Genomic DNA, 16,911 nt, shown 5'->3' on the forward strand with positions numbered 1-16,911 from the left:
CCCCGCCACGGTGCCCAAGCACCGTGGCGGGCCGGGCCCGGCCCGGTTCCGTCCGCGGCGCGTCACGCCCGCGGGCACCGTTCGGCCCAAGCGGCGCGGACCGCTGTCGTACTGGCGGCAGTACCTCGCGATCTCGCCGTTCTACCTGATCTTCGCCGCGTTCTCGTTCTTCCCCGTCTTCTACTCGCTGTACCTGGCCTTCCAGCGCTGGGACGGCATGGGCACCATGCAGTTCGTGGGCCTGCAGCAGTTCCGGTTCCTGTGGGACGACCCGGTCTTCTGGCTGTCGATCCGCAACACCCTGGTGATCTGGGTGCTGTCCACCGTGCCCACCCTCTTCGGCGCCCTGATGCTGGCGACGCTGCTGCACTCGGTGCGCCGCTTCAAGGGCTTCTACCGCATCGCGCTCTACGTGCCGAACGTCACGTCGATCGTCGCGGTGGCGATCTTCTTCGGCGCGGTCTTCAGCAACAACTTCGGCCTGGTCAACGCGATCCTGGGCGTGGTCGGCATCTCCCCGGTGCCGTGGCTGAGCAACCCGTGGCTGATCAAGGTGGTCATCTCGCTGCTGATGACCTGGCAGTGGACCGGCTACAACATGATCATCTATCTGGCCGGTCTGCAGGCGATCCCGACCTCGATCTACGAGGCGGCGAAGATGGACGGCGCGGGACCGATCCGCACCTTCTTCCAGATCACCATCCCGATCATGCGGCCGATCATCCTGTTCACGGTCATCATCTCGACCATCAACGGCCTTCAGAGCTTCAGCGAACCCCAGGTCCTGTTCGCCAGCAACGCCGCCAACGCCAACCTCGGCGGCCCGGGCCAGGCGGGTCTGACGACGCTTCTGTACTTCTACCAGTCGGCCTTCCTCAACAACGACTACGGCTACGGCGCGGCCATCGTGTGGGCCTTCTTCGTACTGATCATCATCCTCGTCGCCGTCAACTGGCGCATCACCACACGGGGGAGGAAGGCATGACGGCAGTGGACACCACGCGGCCGGCCACCGGCGGCGGCAGGCGACTGCGCCGCCCCAGGGGCCTGACGGCGCACATCATCCTCGGCGTGGCCGTCCTGATCTCGGTCTTCCCGTTCGCGTGGACGATCATCATGGCGACCAACACCACGCAGGACATCTACAAGAGCCCGCCGAAGTTCACCTTCGGTTCCCATCTGCTGGAGAACATCCGGCATGTGCTGAACACCATCGACTTCTTCGGGTCGATGCTCAACACGGTGATGGTCGCGACCGTCACCACCGTCCTGGTGCTGTTCATCGACTCCCTGGCGGCCTTCACCTTCGCCAAGTTCGACTTCCCCGGGCGCAAGCTGCTCTTCGGCACGCTGCTGCTGTTCATGATGCTGCCGCTGCAGCTGGCGATCCTGCCGCAGTTCATCCTGATGTCGAAGATCGGCTGGGTGGGGATGCTCAAGGCGCTGGCCCTGCCGTCCCTGGCCAACGCCTTCGGCATCTTCTGGCTGCACCAGTACATCCAGAACGGCGTGCCCGACGAACTCCTCGACGCCGCGCGCATCGACGGCGCCGGGTTCTTCCGGCAGTACTGGAACATCGCGCTGCCGATGATCAGGCCGGCGCTGTCGTTCCTCGCCATCTACGCCTTCGTCAACTGCTGGAACGACTACATCTGGCCGCTGGTCGTGCTGACCAACCCCGGCCATGTGACGCTCCAGGTCGAGCTGGCCCAGCTCAACGTCGGCCACACCACCGACTACAGCATGGTCATGGCCGGTGTGCTGATGGCGGCGCTCCCGCTGGTCATCGTGTTCAGCATCTTCGCCCGCGGGTTCATCGCGGGCGCCACCGAGGGAGCCGTCCAGGGCACCTGAGCCGGTGCCGTGAGAAAGGGGGTGGGCGGTGACGTACGAGATCGGCGGACGCGGCCGGGTGCTCGTCGTGGGCATGGACGGTCTGCGCTACGACCTGCTGGCCCGTTCGCCGGAGGCGGCGCCCGTGCTGCACGCCCTGATGGCCATGGGCGCCCACGGCAGCAGCCTGCTGCCCTACGGCGAGGTGGACGGCCAGGCCCCGGACGGGCCGTCCACCAGCATGGCCTACACCGACTCCGGGCCCGGCTGGTCGTGCGTGCTGACCGGGGTGTGGCCCGACCGGCACGGGGTGCGCGGCAACGACTTCGCCGGCGCCGACTACGCCCGCTACCCCGACTTCCTGACCCGGGCCGTCACCGCCCGGCGCCGGCTGCGCACCGCTGCCGTGGTGTCCTGGCCGGAGCTGATCCGGCGCGGCACCCTGGGCCCCGCCATCGGGCGCCGGGTCCGCTACGACGGCGAGTCGGACGGCTACGCCACCGCGGACCGCCTCGTCGCCCGCACCGCGGTGCGCTGGCTCACCCAGGACGACCCCGACGCCGTCTTCGTGTACTTCGGCGCCACCGACGAGGCCGCCCACGCCACGGGCCCGCACAGCCTCGCCTACGAGCAGGCCCTGCTCACCCAGGACATCCACCTCGGGTGGCTGCTGGCCGCCATCGAGACCAGGCGCGCCGAGCCCGCCCGCGCTCGGGAGCGCTGGACGGTCCTGGTCACCACGGACCACGGGCACCTCGACACCGGTGGGCACGGCGGCGACACCCGTGCCGAGCGCGAGGTGTTCGTCGTCCTCGCCGAGCCCGGCATGCCCGGCGGCACCCGGCTCGACACACCCCGCCTCGTCGACATCGCCCCCACCGTCCTGGACCGGCTCGGCGTCCCCGTCGACCCCGCCTGGGGCCTGCAGGGCCGGGTCCTGCACGGCCACGGCCACTCCTGCCACACCTCGAACTCCCCCCTCCCACCCCCGACTTCGGAACGGTCATGACCGACGCACCCCGCGGACCCCGCCCCGTCGACCCCCTCGTCGCCCTGCGCCCCTGGGAGGCTCCCGAACTGACCTCCTGGGGGCGTCTGCCGATGAACGCCGTCGACCGGCGCCCCGGAGCCCTCTCCCTGGACGGCGACTGGCGTTTCCAGTTGCTGCCCGCTCCGGACGCGCCGGTCGGCGGTCACTGGTCCACGGCTCAGGTCCCCGGCGCCTGGACCCTGCAGGGCACGGACGACCTGCCGCAGTACACCAACGTCCGCATGCCGTTCCCCGACTTCCCGCCCGGTTCGCCCGACGCCAATCCGACGGGCGTGTACGAGCGTGAGGTGGACGTGCCCGGCGAGTGGGCCGGACGCCGGATCGTGCTCCAGGTCGGGGCCGCCGAGAGCGTGCTGCTGGTGCACGTGGACGGGCGGCCCGTCGGTGTCTCCAAGGACTCCCATCTGGCCGCCGAGTTCGACCTGAGCGAGGTCGTGCGTCCCGGTGAGCGGTCCGTGCTGCGGCTCACCGTGGTCAAGTGGTCGGACGCCTCGCACATCGAGGACCAGGACCAGTGGTGGCACGGAGGCGTGACCCGGTCGGTGCTGCTGTACGCCACCGACCCGCTGCATCTCGCCGACGTGACCGTGCGCGCCGCCCACGACGGTGAGCTGCGCATCGACTGCCGGGTGCGCGACGCGCGCGGCGCGCTGCCCGACGGCTGGTACGTCAGTGGTGAGCTGGAGGGGCGGGAGCTCACCCAGGACAGCGAGTTCGACCGGGTCAACATCGAGGACGACCGCGTCTCCGACTTCCTGGGCGAGGCCCGCATCCACACGGTCGTCCCGGACGTGTGCACCTGGAACGCCGAGACGCCCGAGCTGTACGACCTCACCGTCCGGCTGCACCGCCAGGACGGCACGGTCGCCGACAGCTCCCACCACCGCGTCGGCTTCCGCGACGTCGAGATCGCAGGCCGGGACCTGCTCGTCAACGGCGAGCGCGTCTTCATCCGGGGCGTCAACCGGCACGACTTCCACCCGCTGACGGGCAGGACTCTCTCGCGGGAGGACATGCGCGCGGACCTCGTCCTGCTCAAGCGCTTCGGCTTCAACGCGATCCGCACCTCCCACTACCCGAACGACCCCACGCTCTACGACCTCGCCGACGAGCTCGGCTTCTACGTCGTCGACGAGGCGGACATCGAGTCCCACGACCACGCCCACGAGATCGCCGACGACCCCCGCTATCTGAACGCCTTCGTGGACCGGGTCTCGCGCATGGTCCTGCGCGACAAGAACCACCCGTCGATCATCATCTGGTCGCTGGGCAACGAGTCCGACTACGGCGCGAACCACGACGCGGCGGCCGGCTGGCTGCGCCGCCACGACCCGACCCGGCCGGTCCAGTACGAGGGCGCGGCCAAGCTCGACTGGGCGGCGACCGACGACGCCTCCGACATCGCCTGCCCCATGTACGCCCCGCTGGAGGACTGTGTCGCCCACGCCCTGTCCGGCCGGCAGACCAAGCCCCTCATCCAGTGCGAGTACTCCCACGCGATGGGCAACAGCAACGGCACGCTGGCGGACCATTGGGCGGCCATCGAGTCCACGCCGGGGCTTCAGGGCGGGTTCATCTGGGAGTTCTGGGACCACGGAATCCTGCAACGCGTGAACGACGGCCAACCCGCCGGGCGCGCGGGCGCCGGGCTGTACGACAACGGTGTCGCCGCGCCCGGCCACCGCTGGGCGTACGGCGGCGACTTCGGCGAGACCATCCACGACGGCGCGTTCATCGCGGACGGCGTGGTCTTCCCGGACCGCACCCCGAAGCCCTCCCTGTACGAGCACCGGGAGATCGCCGCCCCGGTGCGCATCGAGTGCTACAAGCACGAGGGCATCGTCCTCGCCAACCACCAGCACTTCCGCGGCCTGGACTGGCTGACCGGCACCTGGGAACTGTCCCTGGCGGACGGCCGTACGCTGACCGCGCCCGCCGAACTGCCCGCGCTGCGGCCCGGCGAGACTGCGGCCGTGCCGCTGCCCTTCGAGGTGCCGCGGGACGGCGGCGAGGCCTGGCTGACACTGCGGGTCACCGTGGCCGAGGACCAGCCGTGGGCGCCGGCGGGCACCGAGCTGTGCGTGCCGCAGGTCCGGCTGCGCGGGCCCGAGGCACGTCGGGACACCGTCGTGAACCGGCCCGTCGAGGTCGACGACGAGGGCCTGCTGGTCCACTCCCTGCTGGCCTCCGCCCCCGCGCTGTCGCTGTGGCGGGCGCCCACGGACAACGACGAGCTGGGCGGCATGGCGCTGCGCTGGCGGACCTGGGGACTGGACTCGCTGGTGCGCAAGGTCGTGTCAGTACGGCGGGACGGCGGCCGGGTGAGCGTGGACGCCGAGTACGCCGGCACCGTCGGGGTGGTGCGGCACCGGCAGGTGTTCACGCCGGTCGAGGGCGGCGTCCGCGTCGACGAGGAGGCCGAACTGCCCGAGGAGTTCGACGACGTCGCCCGGGTCGGGTCGGTGTTCGAGACCGCGCCGGGCCTGGATCTGCTGGACTGGTTCGGACCGGGCCCCTGGGAGTCGTACCCCGACCGGGCCTTCGGTGCGCCGGTCGGCCACCACTCCGCCCCCGTCGACGAGTTGTTCACCCCTTATCTGCGTCCCCAGGAGAGCGGCGGCCGGCACGGCGTACGGCACTTCACGCTGTCGGCGCCGGACGCGACCGGCCTCGCGGTGGTGCTGGACGAGCCGCGGCAGGTCTCCGTCACCCGGCATCGCGCCGCGGACCTGACGTCCGTCACCCACCACGACGAGCTGGTGCCGCGCTCCGGCTGCGTGGTGCACATCGACGCGGCACACCGGGGGCTGGGCACGGCCTCGTGCGGCCCCGACACCTTCCCCGAGTACCGCATCCCCGCGGGCGTCCACCGCTGGAGCTGGACCCTGCGCGTTCTGTAGAACTCCCCCTTTCCTCGCCACCTTCCCCTTCGCCACCTTCTCTTCGCCACCTTTACGGAGCACACGTGTGTACTTCGCATGACCACAACCAGGGCGAGGCCGCGCAGGCCGGTGCCGGAAGACGCAGATTTCTGCGGGCGACGGCGCTGCTCGGCGCCGCCGCCACGGCCGCCGCCACGACCGGGGTCGCGCTGCCGGCCGTGGCCGAGGCCGCCGAGAAGGGCGGTCGGCGGCCGGACACGGACAGCCGCCGCTTCACGCTCGCGGTGATGCCCGACACCCAGTACCTCTTCGACGGCCCCAGCATCAACCCGGCGCCCATCGAGGCGTCCCTGCGCTATCTGCTGGAGCACGCCGAGGACGACAACATCGTCTTCCTGTCCCACCTCGGCGACCTCACCCAGAACGGCGCGGAGGCCGAGTTCGCCGCGATCAGCCAGGCGTTCGGGATACTCGACCGGCGGGGCGTGGGCTACAGCGTGCTGGCCGGCAACCACGACGTGCGGTCCTCCACGGACGACCAGCGCGGTCCCACCCCGTACCTGGACGCGTTCGGGCCGCAGCGTTTCAAGAGCAAGTCGACGTTCGGCGGCGCCTCCTCGGACGGCTACAACAGCTATCACCTGTTCCGTGCGGCCGGCCGGGAGTGGCTGGTGCTCGCGCTGGACTGGCGGCTGTCGGCGAAGGGGTACGCCTGGGCCAAGGACGTCCTGGCCCGGCACCCGAAGACGCCCGTCATCCTGACCACGCACGAACTCGTGGTCCAGGACGACCAGTTGTCTGACTACGGCCAGCAGCTGTGGGACCAGCTGGTCGCGGACCACGACCAGATCTTCCTCACCCTCAACGGCCACTACTGGCCCGCGGGTCGCGCCACGCGCAAGAACGCGGCCGGCAACGAGGTGCATCTGCACCTGACGAACTACCAGAACCGCTACTTCGGCGGCGCGGCGATGATCCGCCTCTACCACTTCGACCTGGACCGGAACGTCATCGACGTGGAGACGGTCTCGCCGTGGATCCTCGGCCGGGCGGGGAAGGGCCTGAACGAGCTGGAGCGGCAGGAGATCGAGCTCAGCGGCGACGCCGACCGCTTCTCGGTCGACATCGACTTCGCGGACCGCTTCTCCGGCTTCGACCCGGTACCGGTGCGCCCGGCGCGGCCCGCCTCGCAGCTGCTGGTCCGGGGCACGGCCGCCTACTGGCGGTTCGACTCGGCGGTCTCCGGCACGGTCCGTGACCTGTCCGGCAACGGCAACGACCTCACCGTGGTCTCGGTGGGCGGCGGCACCCTCGGCTGGTCGGCCGACCACCACCCGGACCAGCCGGGCCACGGCAGCCTGGAGTTCACCGGCTACAAGTCGCCGCTCAAGGGTGCCTACCTGCGGACCGTCGACGGCGCGCCGCTCAACTCGGCGACCTTCAAGGACGGTTACACCATCGAGGCGTTCTACCGGTTGCCCGCCGACTGGAACGCCTCGCACAACGCCTGGTCCGGACTGGTCAGCCGCACCGGCCGCAACGGCTCGGTGGGCACCGTCACCGACGACCCGGACGAGCCGCTCGCCACGCTCTCCATCTCCGACGGCCCGGGCCCGCAGTGGGCCGTCCACCCGCTCAACCAGCAGCAGCTGGCCACCAACTGGGGCGACGAGACCGACCCGGAGATCTGGTGGCACCTCGCCGTCGTCAACGACGGCAAGCACACCACGATGTACGTGCAGGGCTGCCCGGTGGCCCGCAACCCGCACGCCGCCGCGGTCGGCATCGCCTCGTCCGGGAAGCCGTGGCTGCTCGGCGGCTACGAGTACGCCGACAAGATCGACCAGATCCTGTACGGCCGCCTCGGCGACGTCCGGATCGTCTCCCGGGCGCTGCCCGTCTCTTCCTTCATGACCCACTGACCCCCGTTACGAGGATCATCTTCATGACCGAGCAGCAGCTGCCCTCCTGGGCCGATCCCGGCGTCTCCGCCGCCGAACTCGACGCCCAGGGCATGTCGAGACGTGGACTCCTGCGCCGGGCCGGCCTGTTCGGCGCCGCGTTCGCGCTCGGGTCGGTGGCGACCCCCGCGTTCGCCGCGTCCGGCCGGGGCCTGGGCGGCGAGGACCCCCGCCTCGCCTACCTGGTCGGCGACCACCACGTGCACTCCGTGTACAGCCACGACGCCAAGTACACGTTCTCCCAGCAGGCCCAGGCCGCCGCGAAGTACGGCCTGGACTGGATGGTGTTCAACGAGCACTCCAACTTCGGGCACGCCCACTACGGCGCCAGGATGGAGCACGCCGAGATCCTCAAGGCCCGCTCCGAGAACCCGCGCCAGCTCATCTTCCAGGGCCTGGAGTGGTACATCCCGGCCGCCGAGCACTGCACGGTCTTCGCGGCGCCCGGCCCCCACGAGACCGACCTGCTCACACAGTTCGAGCTCGCCTACGACGGCAAGCTGCTCGGCTACACCGACGGCTCCGCCACGGGCACGGACACCGCCCGCAACGAGGCGCACGCCGTCGCGGCGATCAAGTGGCTTGCGGAGCAGCGCCGTTCGGGATACGTCGACGACGTCCTTGTCCTCGCCAACCACCCGCTGCGGCTGGGCATCGACTCGCCGCACGAGATGCGCAACTGGCGGGACGCGGCCCCCGAGATCATGATCGGCATGGAGGGCGCGCCTGGCGCCCAGGGCGCCGCCATCCCGTCCCTGCGCGGCGCCACCTCCATCCGCGGCGAGTACGAGAACAAGCCGTCCGCGCAGTCCTGGGCGGGCTACCCGGCGGACGCCTATCTGACGTACGGCGGCTTCGACTGGGCCACCGCGACCGTCGGCGGCCTGTGGGACGCGATGCTCGCCGAGGGCCGCCTCTTCACGATCACCACCAACTCCGACAACCACCGCACGGTCTTCGACACCTGGAAGAACGGCGACTGGCCGGCCGGGCAGAACTTCGACAACACCGGCAGGCTGCCCGACCCGGTGAACACCGACACCCCGCAGCCGGGCAGCGACTTCTGGCCGGGCGAGTTCAGCCGCACCCACGTCGGCGTGACCCGCTACGGCTACCGCGCCGTGATGGTGGGCCTGCGCGCGGGCCGGGTCTGGCTGGACCACGGGCATCTGCTCGACGGACTGGACGTCCGGGTGAAGCGGGACTGCGACGCCGGCCGGGGCGTGACGCTGGGCGGCCGGCTGCGCGTCCGCAAGGGCGAGAGGATCACGCTGTACGTCACCGTCACGACCGCCTCCCGGGCCAACCCGCAGGGCATCCTCCCCGAGTTGGCGCACGTGGACGTGATCCGGGGCGCGGTGCGCGGCCCGGTGACCGACCGGGACACCTGGAAGGCCCCGGACACCAGGGTCGTCCAGAGCAGGGACGTCTCGGGCCGCAAGGGGACGTACACGCTGCGCATCCCGCTCACCGCCGGGGACGAGTCCTTCTACGTCCGGTTGCGCGGCAGCGACGGCAACCGGCACGGTGCGGGCTACCTGGGCGCGTCCGTGGACCCGCACGGGCCGATCCCGCACGAGCCCGGAAACGGTGACCCGTGGGCGGACACCTGGTTCTACTCGAACCCGGTCTTCGTCGACGTGGTGGGTGGCTGAGCCGCACTGATCGATGACGTCGTACCGTGGGCCGCATGAACGGTGAGGAATCGTCCTTGCGGCCCCAGTCCCTGCTGCTCACCTTCCTGGGCGACCAGGTGCTGGGACGGGACGTCTGCGTCTACTCGGGCAGCGTGATCGACGTGTTCGAGCGGGCCGGCGTGGGCGAGCAGGCGACGCGGTCGACGCTGACCCGGATGGTCAAGCGGGACCTGCTGCGGCGCCAGCGCGAGGGCCGCCGTATGTACTTCGGGCTCACCGAGCACTCCACGGCGGTCCTGCGCGACGGCGAGCGGCGCATCTGGCAGACGGGCGCCGTCAACCGGGACTGGGACGGCACGTGGACCCTGCTCGGTTTCTCGCTGCCGGAGTCCTGGCAGCGCCAGCGTCACGACCTGCGCTCCAAGCTCACCTGGAGCGGTTTCGGCCCGCTGTTCAGCGGCCTGTGGCTGGCGCCCGGCGAGGTCGACGTCTCGGAGCTGGTCTCCGAGCTGGGCCTGTCGGCCCATGTCAAGGTCTTCCGCGCGCACGCGGACGCCGGCACAGACATCGGCGCGATGATCGAGGAGACCTGGGACCTGTCCGAACTGGGCGCCGGTTACCAGGAGTTCGTGCAGCGCTGGCAGCCCTGGGAGACCGCGACCGCGGCCCCCGAGGACGCCCTGGCCCGGCGGCTCGTCCTCCAGGCGGAGTGGCTGCGGATCATCCGCCGCGACCCCCGTCTGCCGGTGAAGCACCTGCCCGACGACTGGCCGGCGGAGCAGGCGGAGAAGACGTTCCGGGCGGTGTACGACCAGCTCACACCGCCCGCCCGGGACGCCGCCGAACGCCTCCTCGACCTGGTGCCGGTCCGCCCCGATCAGGCGTAGAAGCGGGACAGGCTCTGCAGGACGGCGGCCGGCTTGGTGCCGCCCTCGATCTCGATGGTGCCGTCGACGGTGATCTGCACCCCGCCCGGCACCTCCTCGACCTCCGCGAGCCGACCGACCAGGCGGATGCGCGAGCCGACCTTCACCGGCGAGGGGAAACGGACCTTGTTCAGGCCGTAGTTGACCTTCGTGGTGACGCCCTGGACGTCCAGCAGCTCGGTGAACAGGGGGATGAAGAGGGAGAGGGTGAGGTAGCCGTGGGCGATCGGAGCGCCGAAGGGGCCCTCGGCGGCCTTCTCCGGGTCCACGTGGATCCACTGGTGGTCGCCGGTGGCGTCGGCGAAGGTGTTGATCCGCTCCTGGGTGACCTCGATCCACTCACTGGTGCCGAGGTCGCTGCCCGCGAGCTTCTTCAGTTCGTCGATGCCGTTCACGGTGATGCTCATGGAGTTCCTTAACTGTTGCCGTACCGGTTGCGGACACGGGACTTGAGGAGTTTCCCGGAGGCGGTGCGCGGCAGTTCGTCCGCCAGCACCACCGACTTCGGGATCTTGTACTTGGCGAGACGTCCGGCCAGCGAGGCCAGCACCTCGTCGGGGTCCACCCGGACGCCCTCGCGCGGGACGACGACCGCCCGCGGCACCTCGCCCCACTTCTCGTCGGGCACACCGATGACCGCGCACTCGACGATGCCGGGGTGGGCGAGGAGCAGGTCCTCGATCTCGGCGGGGTAGATGTTCTCGCCGCCGGAGATGATCATGTCCTTGATGCGGTCGACGATGTGGACGTACCCGTCCTCGTCGATCCGGGCCGCGTCCCCGCTGCGGAACCAGCCGTCCGCGAAGGAGGCGGCGGTCTCCTCGGGCAGCCCCCAGTAGCCGGGCATCACGTGCGGTCCGCGGACCACGACCTCGCCGGTCTCGCCGACGTCGACCGGTGCGAGGTCCGGCCGGACGACCCGCACGTCGCTGAAGAAGTGCGGCACACCCGCCGAGCCCGCCTTGCTGACGGCGTGCTCCGCGTCCAGGAACAGCGTGCCGGGGGACGCCTCCGTCATGCCGTACCCCTGCAGGAAGGTCAGCCCCCGCTCCTGGTACGCGGCGATCAGCGGTGTCGAGACCGGGGAGCCGCCGCAGGTCAGGATGCGCAGGGAGGACAGGTCCGCGTCGGGCCAGCGCGGGTGCCGGGCCACCTGCTCGAACATGGTCGGCACGCCGAACATGAAGGTGATCCGGTGCTCCTCGATCAGGTCGAAGGTGGCGTTCGGGTCGAAGGCCTCGACCAGGACGCAGGTGCCGCCCTTCAGCAGCACCGGCAGCGTCAGCATGTTCAGGCCGGCCGTGTGGAACAACGGCGCGGAGACCAGGGCGCGTTCGTCGGCGATCAGGTCGGTGTCGACCAGCACGTTGACGGCGTTCCAGGTCAGGTTGGCGTGGGTGAGCATGGCGCCCTTGGGGCGGCCGGTCGTCCCCGAGGTGTACATGATGATGCAGGTGTCGTCGGGGGCGACGGGCTCGTCGACCGGTTCGGCCGGGGCGCCGTCGACCGCCGCCTCGTACTCCGGGCCCACCTCGACGTACGCCCGTACGTCGGTGTCGCCCGGCAGTCCGGCGACCAGACCCGCGTGCGAGGGGCCGTAGACGAGCGCCTTCGCGCCGGAGTCGGCGAGCTGGAAGGCGATCTCCGGGCCCGCGAGGCGGGTGTTGAGCGGCACGAACACCGCGCCCAGCGTGCCCGCCGCGAACAGGGTCTCCAGGTAGGAGGGGTGGTTCGGGCCGAGGTAGGCGATGCGGTCGCCGCGCCGGATGCCGCGCGAGCGCAGGGCGTGGGCGAGGCGGGTGGTGCGGTCGTACAGCTGCGCGTACGTCAGCGAGGTGCCGCCGTGGATCAGGGCGGTGCGGTGCGGGGTCTTGCGGGCCCGGCGGGCGGGCCACGATCCCAGTCCCTCGTTGCGCATCTACGGCCCCTTACGGCTTGGTCAGCCCGAGCAGGCGGGCGGCGTTCTCCTTGAGGATCCTCGGCTTGACCTCGTCCTTGATCGACAGCTTCTCGAAGTCGGCGAGCCAGCGGTCGGGGGTCAGGACGGGGAAGTCGGAGCCGAAGAGGACCTTGTCCTTCAGCAGCGTGTTCGCGTACTGCACGAGCTGCGGCGGGAAGTACTTCGGCGACCAGCCGGACAGGTCGATGTGCACGCCCGGCTTGTGCGTGGCGACGGCGAGGGCCTCGTCCTGCCAGGGGAAGGACGGGTGCGCCAGGATGATCCTCAGATGCGGGAAGTCGGCCGCGACGTCGTCGACGTGGAGCGGGTTGGAGTACTTCAGGCGGATGCCGCCCCCGCCGGGGACGCCGGCGCCGATGCCCGTCTGACCGGTGTGGAAGAGGGCGATGGTGCCCGTCTCCTCGATCACCTCGTACAGGTCGTACGCCACCGAGCGGTCGTTGGGGAAGAAGCCCTGGATGCTCGGGTGGAACTTGAAGCCCTTGACCCCGTACTCCTCGACCAGCCGCCGGGCCTGCTTCACGCCCGCCTTTCCGCGGAAGGGGTCGATGGAGGCGAAGGGGATGAGGACGTCCGAGTTGGCGGCGGCGGCCTCGGCGACCTCCTCGTTGGGGACGGGCGCGGTGCCGGTCGCGGACTCGGCGTCCACCGTGAAGATCACGGCTGCCATCCTGCGCTCCCGGTAGTAGGCGGCCGTCTCCTCGAGGGTCGGCTTCCGCTTGCCCTCGACCTTGAAGTACGCGGAGGAGGCGTCGTGCAGATCGTCGTCCAGGGAGGAGTGCCCCTTGGAGGACACCTCCGCATGGGTGTGGACGTCGATCGCGACCAGGTCGTCGACGTTCATCGAGGGGGACATCACGCCTCCGGGAACTTGGGCGCCGGGATGCCGACGCTCTGCGGCTCCGCGCCGAGGGAGGTGGCCCAGACGTCGGCCAGGCCCTGCGGGGTCCAGCCGCCGTCGGCGTACGCCGCCTTGATCTCCTGCGGATGCGACCAGAGTGCCACCTTGTCGCCGCCGATGCCGATGGCCTGGCCGGTGATCTGGCGGGCGGCCTCGGAGGCGAGGAAGGGCACGAGGGCAGCGCAGTCCTCGGGGGTGCCGAAGCCCTCGCCCTTGCGCAGGAAGTCCGGGAAGGGCTGCCCGTTCCTCAGGGCCTCGACGTACGGGGCGAAGGCGGGGATGGTCTCGGTCATCGCGGTGGCGGCCACCGGCACGATCGCGTTGACGGTGATGTTCGCCCGGCCCAGCTCCATCGACCAGGTGCGGGCCATGGCGGCGATGCCGGCCTTGGCGGCGGCGTAGTTCGTCTGCCCGAAGTTGCCGCGCTGGCCGGCCGGGGAGCCGACCAGGATCAGGGTGCCGCCCTCGCCCTGCTCGCGCATGCGGACGGCGGCGGCGCGGGCGCAGGTGAAGGTGCCCTTGAGGTGGGTGGTGATCACCGCGTCGAAGTCCTCGTCGGTCATCTTCCACAGCACCTTGTCGCGCAGGATGCCGGCGTTGGTGACCAGGACGTCCAGCCGCCCGAACTCCTCGACGGCCCGGTTCACCAGCCGGTCCGCGGCCTCGGAGGTGCCGACCGGGACGACCTCGGCGACGGCCCTGCCGCCCGCCTCGGTGATGGACTTCACGGCCGCCTCGGCCACGGCCTCGTCCACGTCGTTGACGACGACGGAGGCGCCGTGGGCGGCCAGGGCGTGCGCGTAGGCCAGTCCGAGGCCCCGGCCGCTGCCGGTGACGACGGCGACCTTGCCGGTGAGATCGATGCTGGACACGGGTTGAGTCCCTTCAACATGGGCTGCGGCTTCGAGATCGAAGCTAAGAGCAATAATTGTTGACGTCAATAGTTGTTAGCGACCTCCGGGTGGGACATGCTGGAATCTGCACCGAGAGGCACCCCTCCACGGGGCCGAGACCAGGGAGCCCGCCATCAGCCGACAGCACGCCAAGAACGCAGCCTCGATCGACGCCGACGAGCCCTGGATGCGCGGTCTGCACGCAGACACGGGCTATCTGCTGTACCGGCTCGGTCTGCGCTCGGGGCAGTTGTTCAACACCTTCCTGCAGGAGTCGGGGCTGCGGCTGCGGCACTACGCCGTCCTGCGCTTCCTCGCCGGCTCCGAGGGGGCCCTGCAGCGCGAGCTGAGCACCCGGCTCGGGTACGACCCGAGCGCGATCGTCGGCCTGGTCGACGACCTGGAGAAGCTGGGCTTCGCCGAGCGCCGCCCCTCCCCCGACGACCGCCGCAGCCGCATCGTCGTCCTGACCGGGGACGGCCGCGCCTTCCTGCGCGACACGGACGAGGCGGGCCTGCGCGTGACCAACGACCTGCTGGGCCCCCTGGATCCGGCCGAGCGGGAGACGCTGCACACGCTGCTGCTGCGGATCGCCGAGGACGGACTGGGCTGAGTCGTGCGCACACTCGACCGCAGTCAATGTTGTGCAAGTTGTTGACTGCCGAAGCGAGAGTGCCTAACTTCACCGGGGTTTCGTCCCGCACGCCCCACCGGAAGGGACCTCACGTGAAGACCCGCATCCGCCTCGCCGCGCTGACCCTCACCCTGGGCGCGGCCGCCGCCGTACCCGCCCAGGCGGCCACGGACGCCCATGTCGAAGGCCGGCTCCCCTCGGGCGCCTCGTACTCGATGGACGTGCCCGCCCACTGGAACGGCACCGTGCTGCTCTACAGCCACGGCTACCGCCCCGCCGGTGCGCCCAACCCGGCGCAGGACTCCCCCGACGCCACCACCGCCGGCAAGCTGCTCGCCGAGGGCTACGCGCTCGTCGGCTCCTCGTACGCCACGACCGGCTGGGCGGTGACCCAGGCGGTACCGGACCAGCTCGCCACCCTCGACCTGTTCACCGCGGAGTTCGGCACCGCCCGGCGGACGATCGCCTGGGGCACCTCGTACGGCGGCCTGGTCACCACGACCCTCGCCGAGCGGCACGCGGACCGCTTCGACGGCTCGCTGTCGATGTGCGGGCTGGTCCAGGGCGGGGTCGCCAACTGGAACAGCACCCTCGACCCCGTCTTCGCCCTGCGGACCCTGCTCGCGCCCGGCGAGAACATCCCGCTCACCGGCTTCGCCGACCAGGCGGCGGCCGTGAGCGCGGCCAAAGCCCTCTCCTCAAAGGTCTCCGCGGCCCAGCAGAGCGCCGCCGGCCGCGCCCGCATCGCGCTCGCCGCCGCCCTGCACAACATCCCCGGCTACAACGCCCCCTCGCAGACCGAACCGGGCCCGACGGACCGGGACGGCCAGGAGCGCAACCAGTACGCGGCCGTATCCGGTCTGCTGCAGTTGGCCGCCTTCAGCTGGCGGCAGGAGGCGGAGAGCCGGGCCGGGGGCAACATGTCCTGGAACACCGGCGTCGACTACACCACGATGCTGGGCCGGTCCCCGCTGTACAAAGAGGTGACGGAGCTCTACAAGGAGGCGGGAGTGTCCTTGCGCACCGACCTCGCGGCGCTGAACCGCGCCCCCCGGATCTCCGCCGACCCCGCGGCCCTGCGGTGGATGCGGCGCACCAGTGTGTTCGGCGGGCGGCTGAGCGACCCGCAGCTCGACATCCACACCACCGGCGACGCACTGATCCCGGTCCAGGCCGAGAGCGCCTACCGGCGGGCCGCCACCGCGGCCGGCTCCGGCCGGCTGCTCAGCCAGGCCTATGTCGACGGCCCCGGACACTGTGCCTTCACGTCCGGCGAGATGCTCGGGGCGCTGCACACCCTGGAGCACCGCCTGGACACGGGCCGCTGGGACACCTCACCGGCGGTCCTCAACTCCCGTGCCGCGCAGGAGGATTCGACGTCCGCGGCACGGTATGTGAACTACCGTCCGGCCCCCTACCCCCGCCCCTACGACCTCGCGCACCCGGGAGACGCCCGGCCATGACCCTCCGCTCCGCGCCCGACCGGCTGCTGTCCGTGCTCGCCGCGTTCGACCACGAGCACCCGGCGCTGTCCCTGACGGACATCAGCCGGCGGGCCGGGCTGACCCTCACCACCGCGCACCGCCTGGTCGGCGCGCTCACCGACTGGGGCGCGCTGGAGCGGGACGCGTCCGGCGTCTACCACGTCGGGCTCCGGCTCTGGGAGGTCGCGGCACTCGCCCCGCGCGGTCTCGCACTGCGGCAGATCGCGCTGCCGTACCTGGAGGACCTGTACGAGGCCACCCACGAGAACGTGCAGATGGCGGTGCGGGACGGGAGCGAGGTCGTCTACATCGAGTGGCTGTCGGGGCGGTCGGCGGTCGGCGTGCACATCCGGGTCGGGGCGCGCTGGCCGCTGCACGCCACGGGGGTCGGGCTCGCGCTGCTGGCGCACGCGGACCCGGACTCCCAGGACGAGTACTGCGCGGGCCCGCTCGCGTCCTTCACGCCGTACACCATCACCGACCCGGCACGGCTGCGCCGGGTGCTGGCCGAGGTACGGCGCACGGGGGTCGCGGTGAGCAGCCGGCAGGTCACCGACGACGCCCTGTCGGTGGCCGCACCGGTACGCGGACCGGGCGGCGCGGTGACGGCCGCGGTGTCGGTGGTGGTACCGCAGACCGACGCCCAGATCCCCGTCCTCATACCGGCGGTACGACTCGCGGCACGAGGAATCTCCCGAGCCCTGGGCTGGCGGCCGCCGAAGGAGCCGTAGGGCTGCAGGGCTCATATC

General features: G+C 71.0%; 14 protein-coding genes. 10 read left to right on the top strand and 4 right to left on the bottom strand.

Annotated elements, in window-relative coordinates:
* The first annotated feature begins 10 nt into the window (after positions 1-10).
* From ABZZ74_RS00195 to ABZZ74_RS00225, 7 genes are all read left to right on the top strand, one after another.
* Positions 11-985: a sugar ABC transporter permease gene (locus tag ABZZ74_RS00195; protein WP_356761077.1), complete on the top strand. Its 975-nt coding sequence runs from the start codon at positions 11-13 to the stop codon at positions 983-985.
* The gene (locus tag ABZZ74_RS00200; protein ID WP_356760552.1) at positions 982-1,854 is read left to right on the top strand and encodes a carbohydrate ABC transporter permease; all 873 of its coding nucleotides are present in this window, start codon (positions 982-984) and stop codon (positions 1,852-1,854) included. Before ABZZ74_RS00195 ends, ABZZ74_RS00200 begins: the two co-directional genes overlap by 4 nt.
* Before the next feature lie 28 nt (positions 1,855-1,882).
* Positions 1,883-2,842: an alkaline phosphatase family protein gene (locus tag ABZZ74_RS00205; protein WP_356760554.1), complete on the top strand. Its 960-nt coding sequence runs from the start codon at positions 1,883-1,885 to the stop codon at positions 2,840-2,842.
* Positions 2,839-5,784, top strand: a complete 2,946-nt coding sequence (locus tag ABZZ74_RS00210) for a glycoside hydrolase family 2 TIM barrel-domain containing protein (protein WP_356760555.1) — start codon at positions 2,839-2,841, stop codon at positions 5,782-5,784. Before ABZZ74_RS00205 ends, ABZZ74_RS00210 begins: the two co-directional genes overlap by 4 nt.
* Before the next feature lie 65 nt (positions 5,785-5,849).
* Entirely contained in the window at positions 5,850-7,688 is a 1,839-nt protein-coding gene (locus ABZZ74_RS00215) for a LamG-like jellyroll fold domain-containing protein (protein ID WP_356760557.1), read from the top strand.
* Positions 7,689-7,711: 23 nt separating this feature from the next.
* A complete protein-coding gene (locus ABZZ74_RS00220; RefSeq protein ID WP_356760559.1) occupies positions 7,712-9,382 on the top strand; it encodes a PHP domain-containing protein in 1,671 nt (556 codons plus the stop codon).
* 35 nt (positions 9,383-9,417) lie between these two features.
* Entirely contained in the window at positions 9,418-10,251 is an 834-nt protein-coding gene (locus ABZZ74_RS00225) for a PaaX family transcriptional regulator C-terminal domain-containing protein (protein ID WP_356760561.1), read from the top strand.
* Here the strand turns inward: ABZZ74_RS00225 and ABZZ74_RS00230 are convergent.
* The 4 genes from ABZZ74_RS00230 to ABZZ74_RS00245 are packed head-to-tail and all read right to left on the bottom strand — an operon-like array spanning position 10,242 to position 14,023.
* Positions 10,242-10,697, bottom strand: coding sequence for a MaoC family dehydratase (locus ABZZ74_RS00230; RefSeq protein WP_356760563.1), 456 nt, complete (start codon positions 10,695-10,697; stop codon positions 10,242-10,244). The genes ABZZ74_RS00225 and ABZZ74_RS00230 overlap by 10 nt on opposite strands.
* Before the next feature lie 8 nt (positions 10,698-10,705).
* Positions 10,706-12,208, bottom strand: coding sequence for a long-chain fatty acid--CoA ligase (locus tag ABZZ74_RS00235; RefSeq protein WP_356760565.1), 1,503 nt, complete (start codon positions 12,206-12,208; stop codon positions 10,706-10,708).
* A 10-nt stretch (positions 12,209-12,218) separates the two neighbouring features.
* Complete coding sequence (locus tag ABZZ74_RS00240; protein ID WP_356761079.1) at positions 12,219-13,094, bottom strand: amidohydrolase family protein; 876 nt, start codon at positions 13,092-13,094, stop codon at positions 12,219-12,221.
* A gap of 11 nt (positions 13,095-13,105) precedes the next feature.
* Complete coding sequence (locus tag ABZZ74_RS00245) at positions 13,106-14,023, bottom strand: SDR family oxidoreductase (RefSeq protein WP_356760567.1); 918 nt, start codon at positions 14,021-14,023, stop codon at positions 13,106-13,108.
* A 208-nt stretch (positions 14,024-14,231) separates the two neighbouring features.
* Here ABZZ74_RS00245 and ABZZ74_RS00250 point away from each other — a divergent pair, with 208 nt between their 5' ends.
* The 3 genes from ABZZ74_RS00250 (at position 14,232) to ABZZ74_RS00260 (ending at position 16,893) form a co-directional block, all read left to right on the top strand.
* Positions 14,232-14,657 carry a MarR family transcriptional regulator gene (locus ABZZ74_RS00250; RefSeq protein ID WP_356760569.1) on the top strand — a complete coding sequence of 142 codons (426 nt, stop codon included), beginning with the start codon at positions 14,232-14,234 and terminating at the stop codon, positions 14,655-14,657.
* Positions 14,658-14,770: 113 nt separating this feature from the next.
* The gene (locus ABZZ74_RS00255) at positions 14,771-16,141 is read left to right on the top strand and encodes a prolyl oligopeptidase family serine peptidase (RefSeq protein WP_356760571.1); all 1,371 of its coding nucleotides are present in this window, start codon (positions 14,771-14,773) and stop codon (positions 16,139-16,141) included.
* The gene (locus ABZZ74_RS00260) at positions 16,138-16,893 is read left to right on the top strand and encodes an IclR family transcriptional regulator (RefSeq protein WP_356760572.1); all 756 of its coding nucleotides are present in this window, start codon (positions 16,138-16,140) and stop codon (positions 16,891-16,893) included. Before ABZZ74_RS00255 ends, ABZZ74_RS00260 begins: the two co-directional genes overlap by 4 nt.
* The last annotated feature ends 18 nt before the right edge of the window (positions 16,894-16,911 follow it).

The sequence above is a fragment of the Streptomyces sp. NPDC006476 genome (genome assembly GCF_040612015.1).
Taxonomy (GTDB): Bacteria; Actinomycetota; Actinomycetes; order Streptomycetales; family Streptomycetaceae; genus Streptomyces; species Streptomyces griseorubiginosus_B.

Coding starts and splice junctions, on each gene's coding strand:
- ABZZ74_RS00225 (WP_356760561.1), top strand. CDS start 9,418: ATGAACGGTGAGGAATCGTCCTTGCGGCCCCAGTCCCTGCTGCTCACC.
- ABZZ74_RS00230 (WP_356760563.1), bottom strand. CDS start 10,697: ATGAGCATCACCGTGAACGGCATCGACGAACTGAAGAAGCTCGCGGGC.
- ABZZ74_RS00250 (WP_356760569.1), top strand. CDS start 14,232: ATGCGCGGTCTGCACGCAGACACGGGCTATCTGCTGTACCGGCTCGGT.
- ABZZ74_RS00260 (WP_356760572.1), top strand. CDS start 16,138: ATGACCCTCCGCTCCGCGCCCGACCGGCTGCTGTCCGTGCTCGCCGCG.
- ABZZ74_RS00210 (WP_356760555.1), top strand. CDS start 2,839: ATGACCGACGCACCCCGCGGACCCCGCCCCGTCGACCCCCTCGTCGCC.
- ABZZ74_RS00240 (WP_356761079.1), bottom strand. CDS start 13,094: ATGAACGTCGACGACCTGGTCGCGATCGACGTCCACACCCATGCGGAG.
- ABZZ74_RS00235 (WP_356760565.1), bottom strand. CDS start 12,208: ATGCGCAACGAGGGACTGGGATCGTGGCCCGCCCGCCGGGCCCGCAAG.
- ABZZ74_RS00220 (WP_356760559.1), top strand. CDS start 7,712: ATGACCGAGCAGCAGCTGCCCTCCTGGGCCGATCCCGGCGTCTCCGCC.
- ABZZ74_RS00200 (WP_356760552.1), top strand. CDS start 982: ATGACGGCAGTGGACACCACGCGGCCGGCCACCGGCGGCGGCAGGCGA.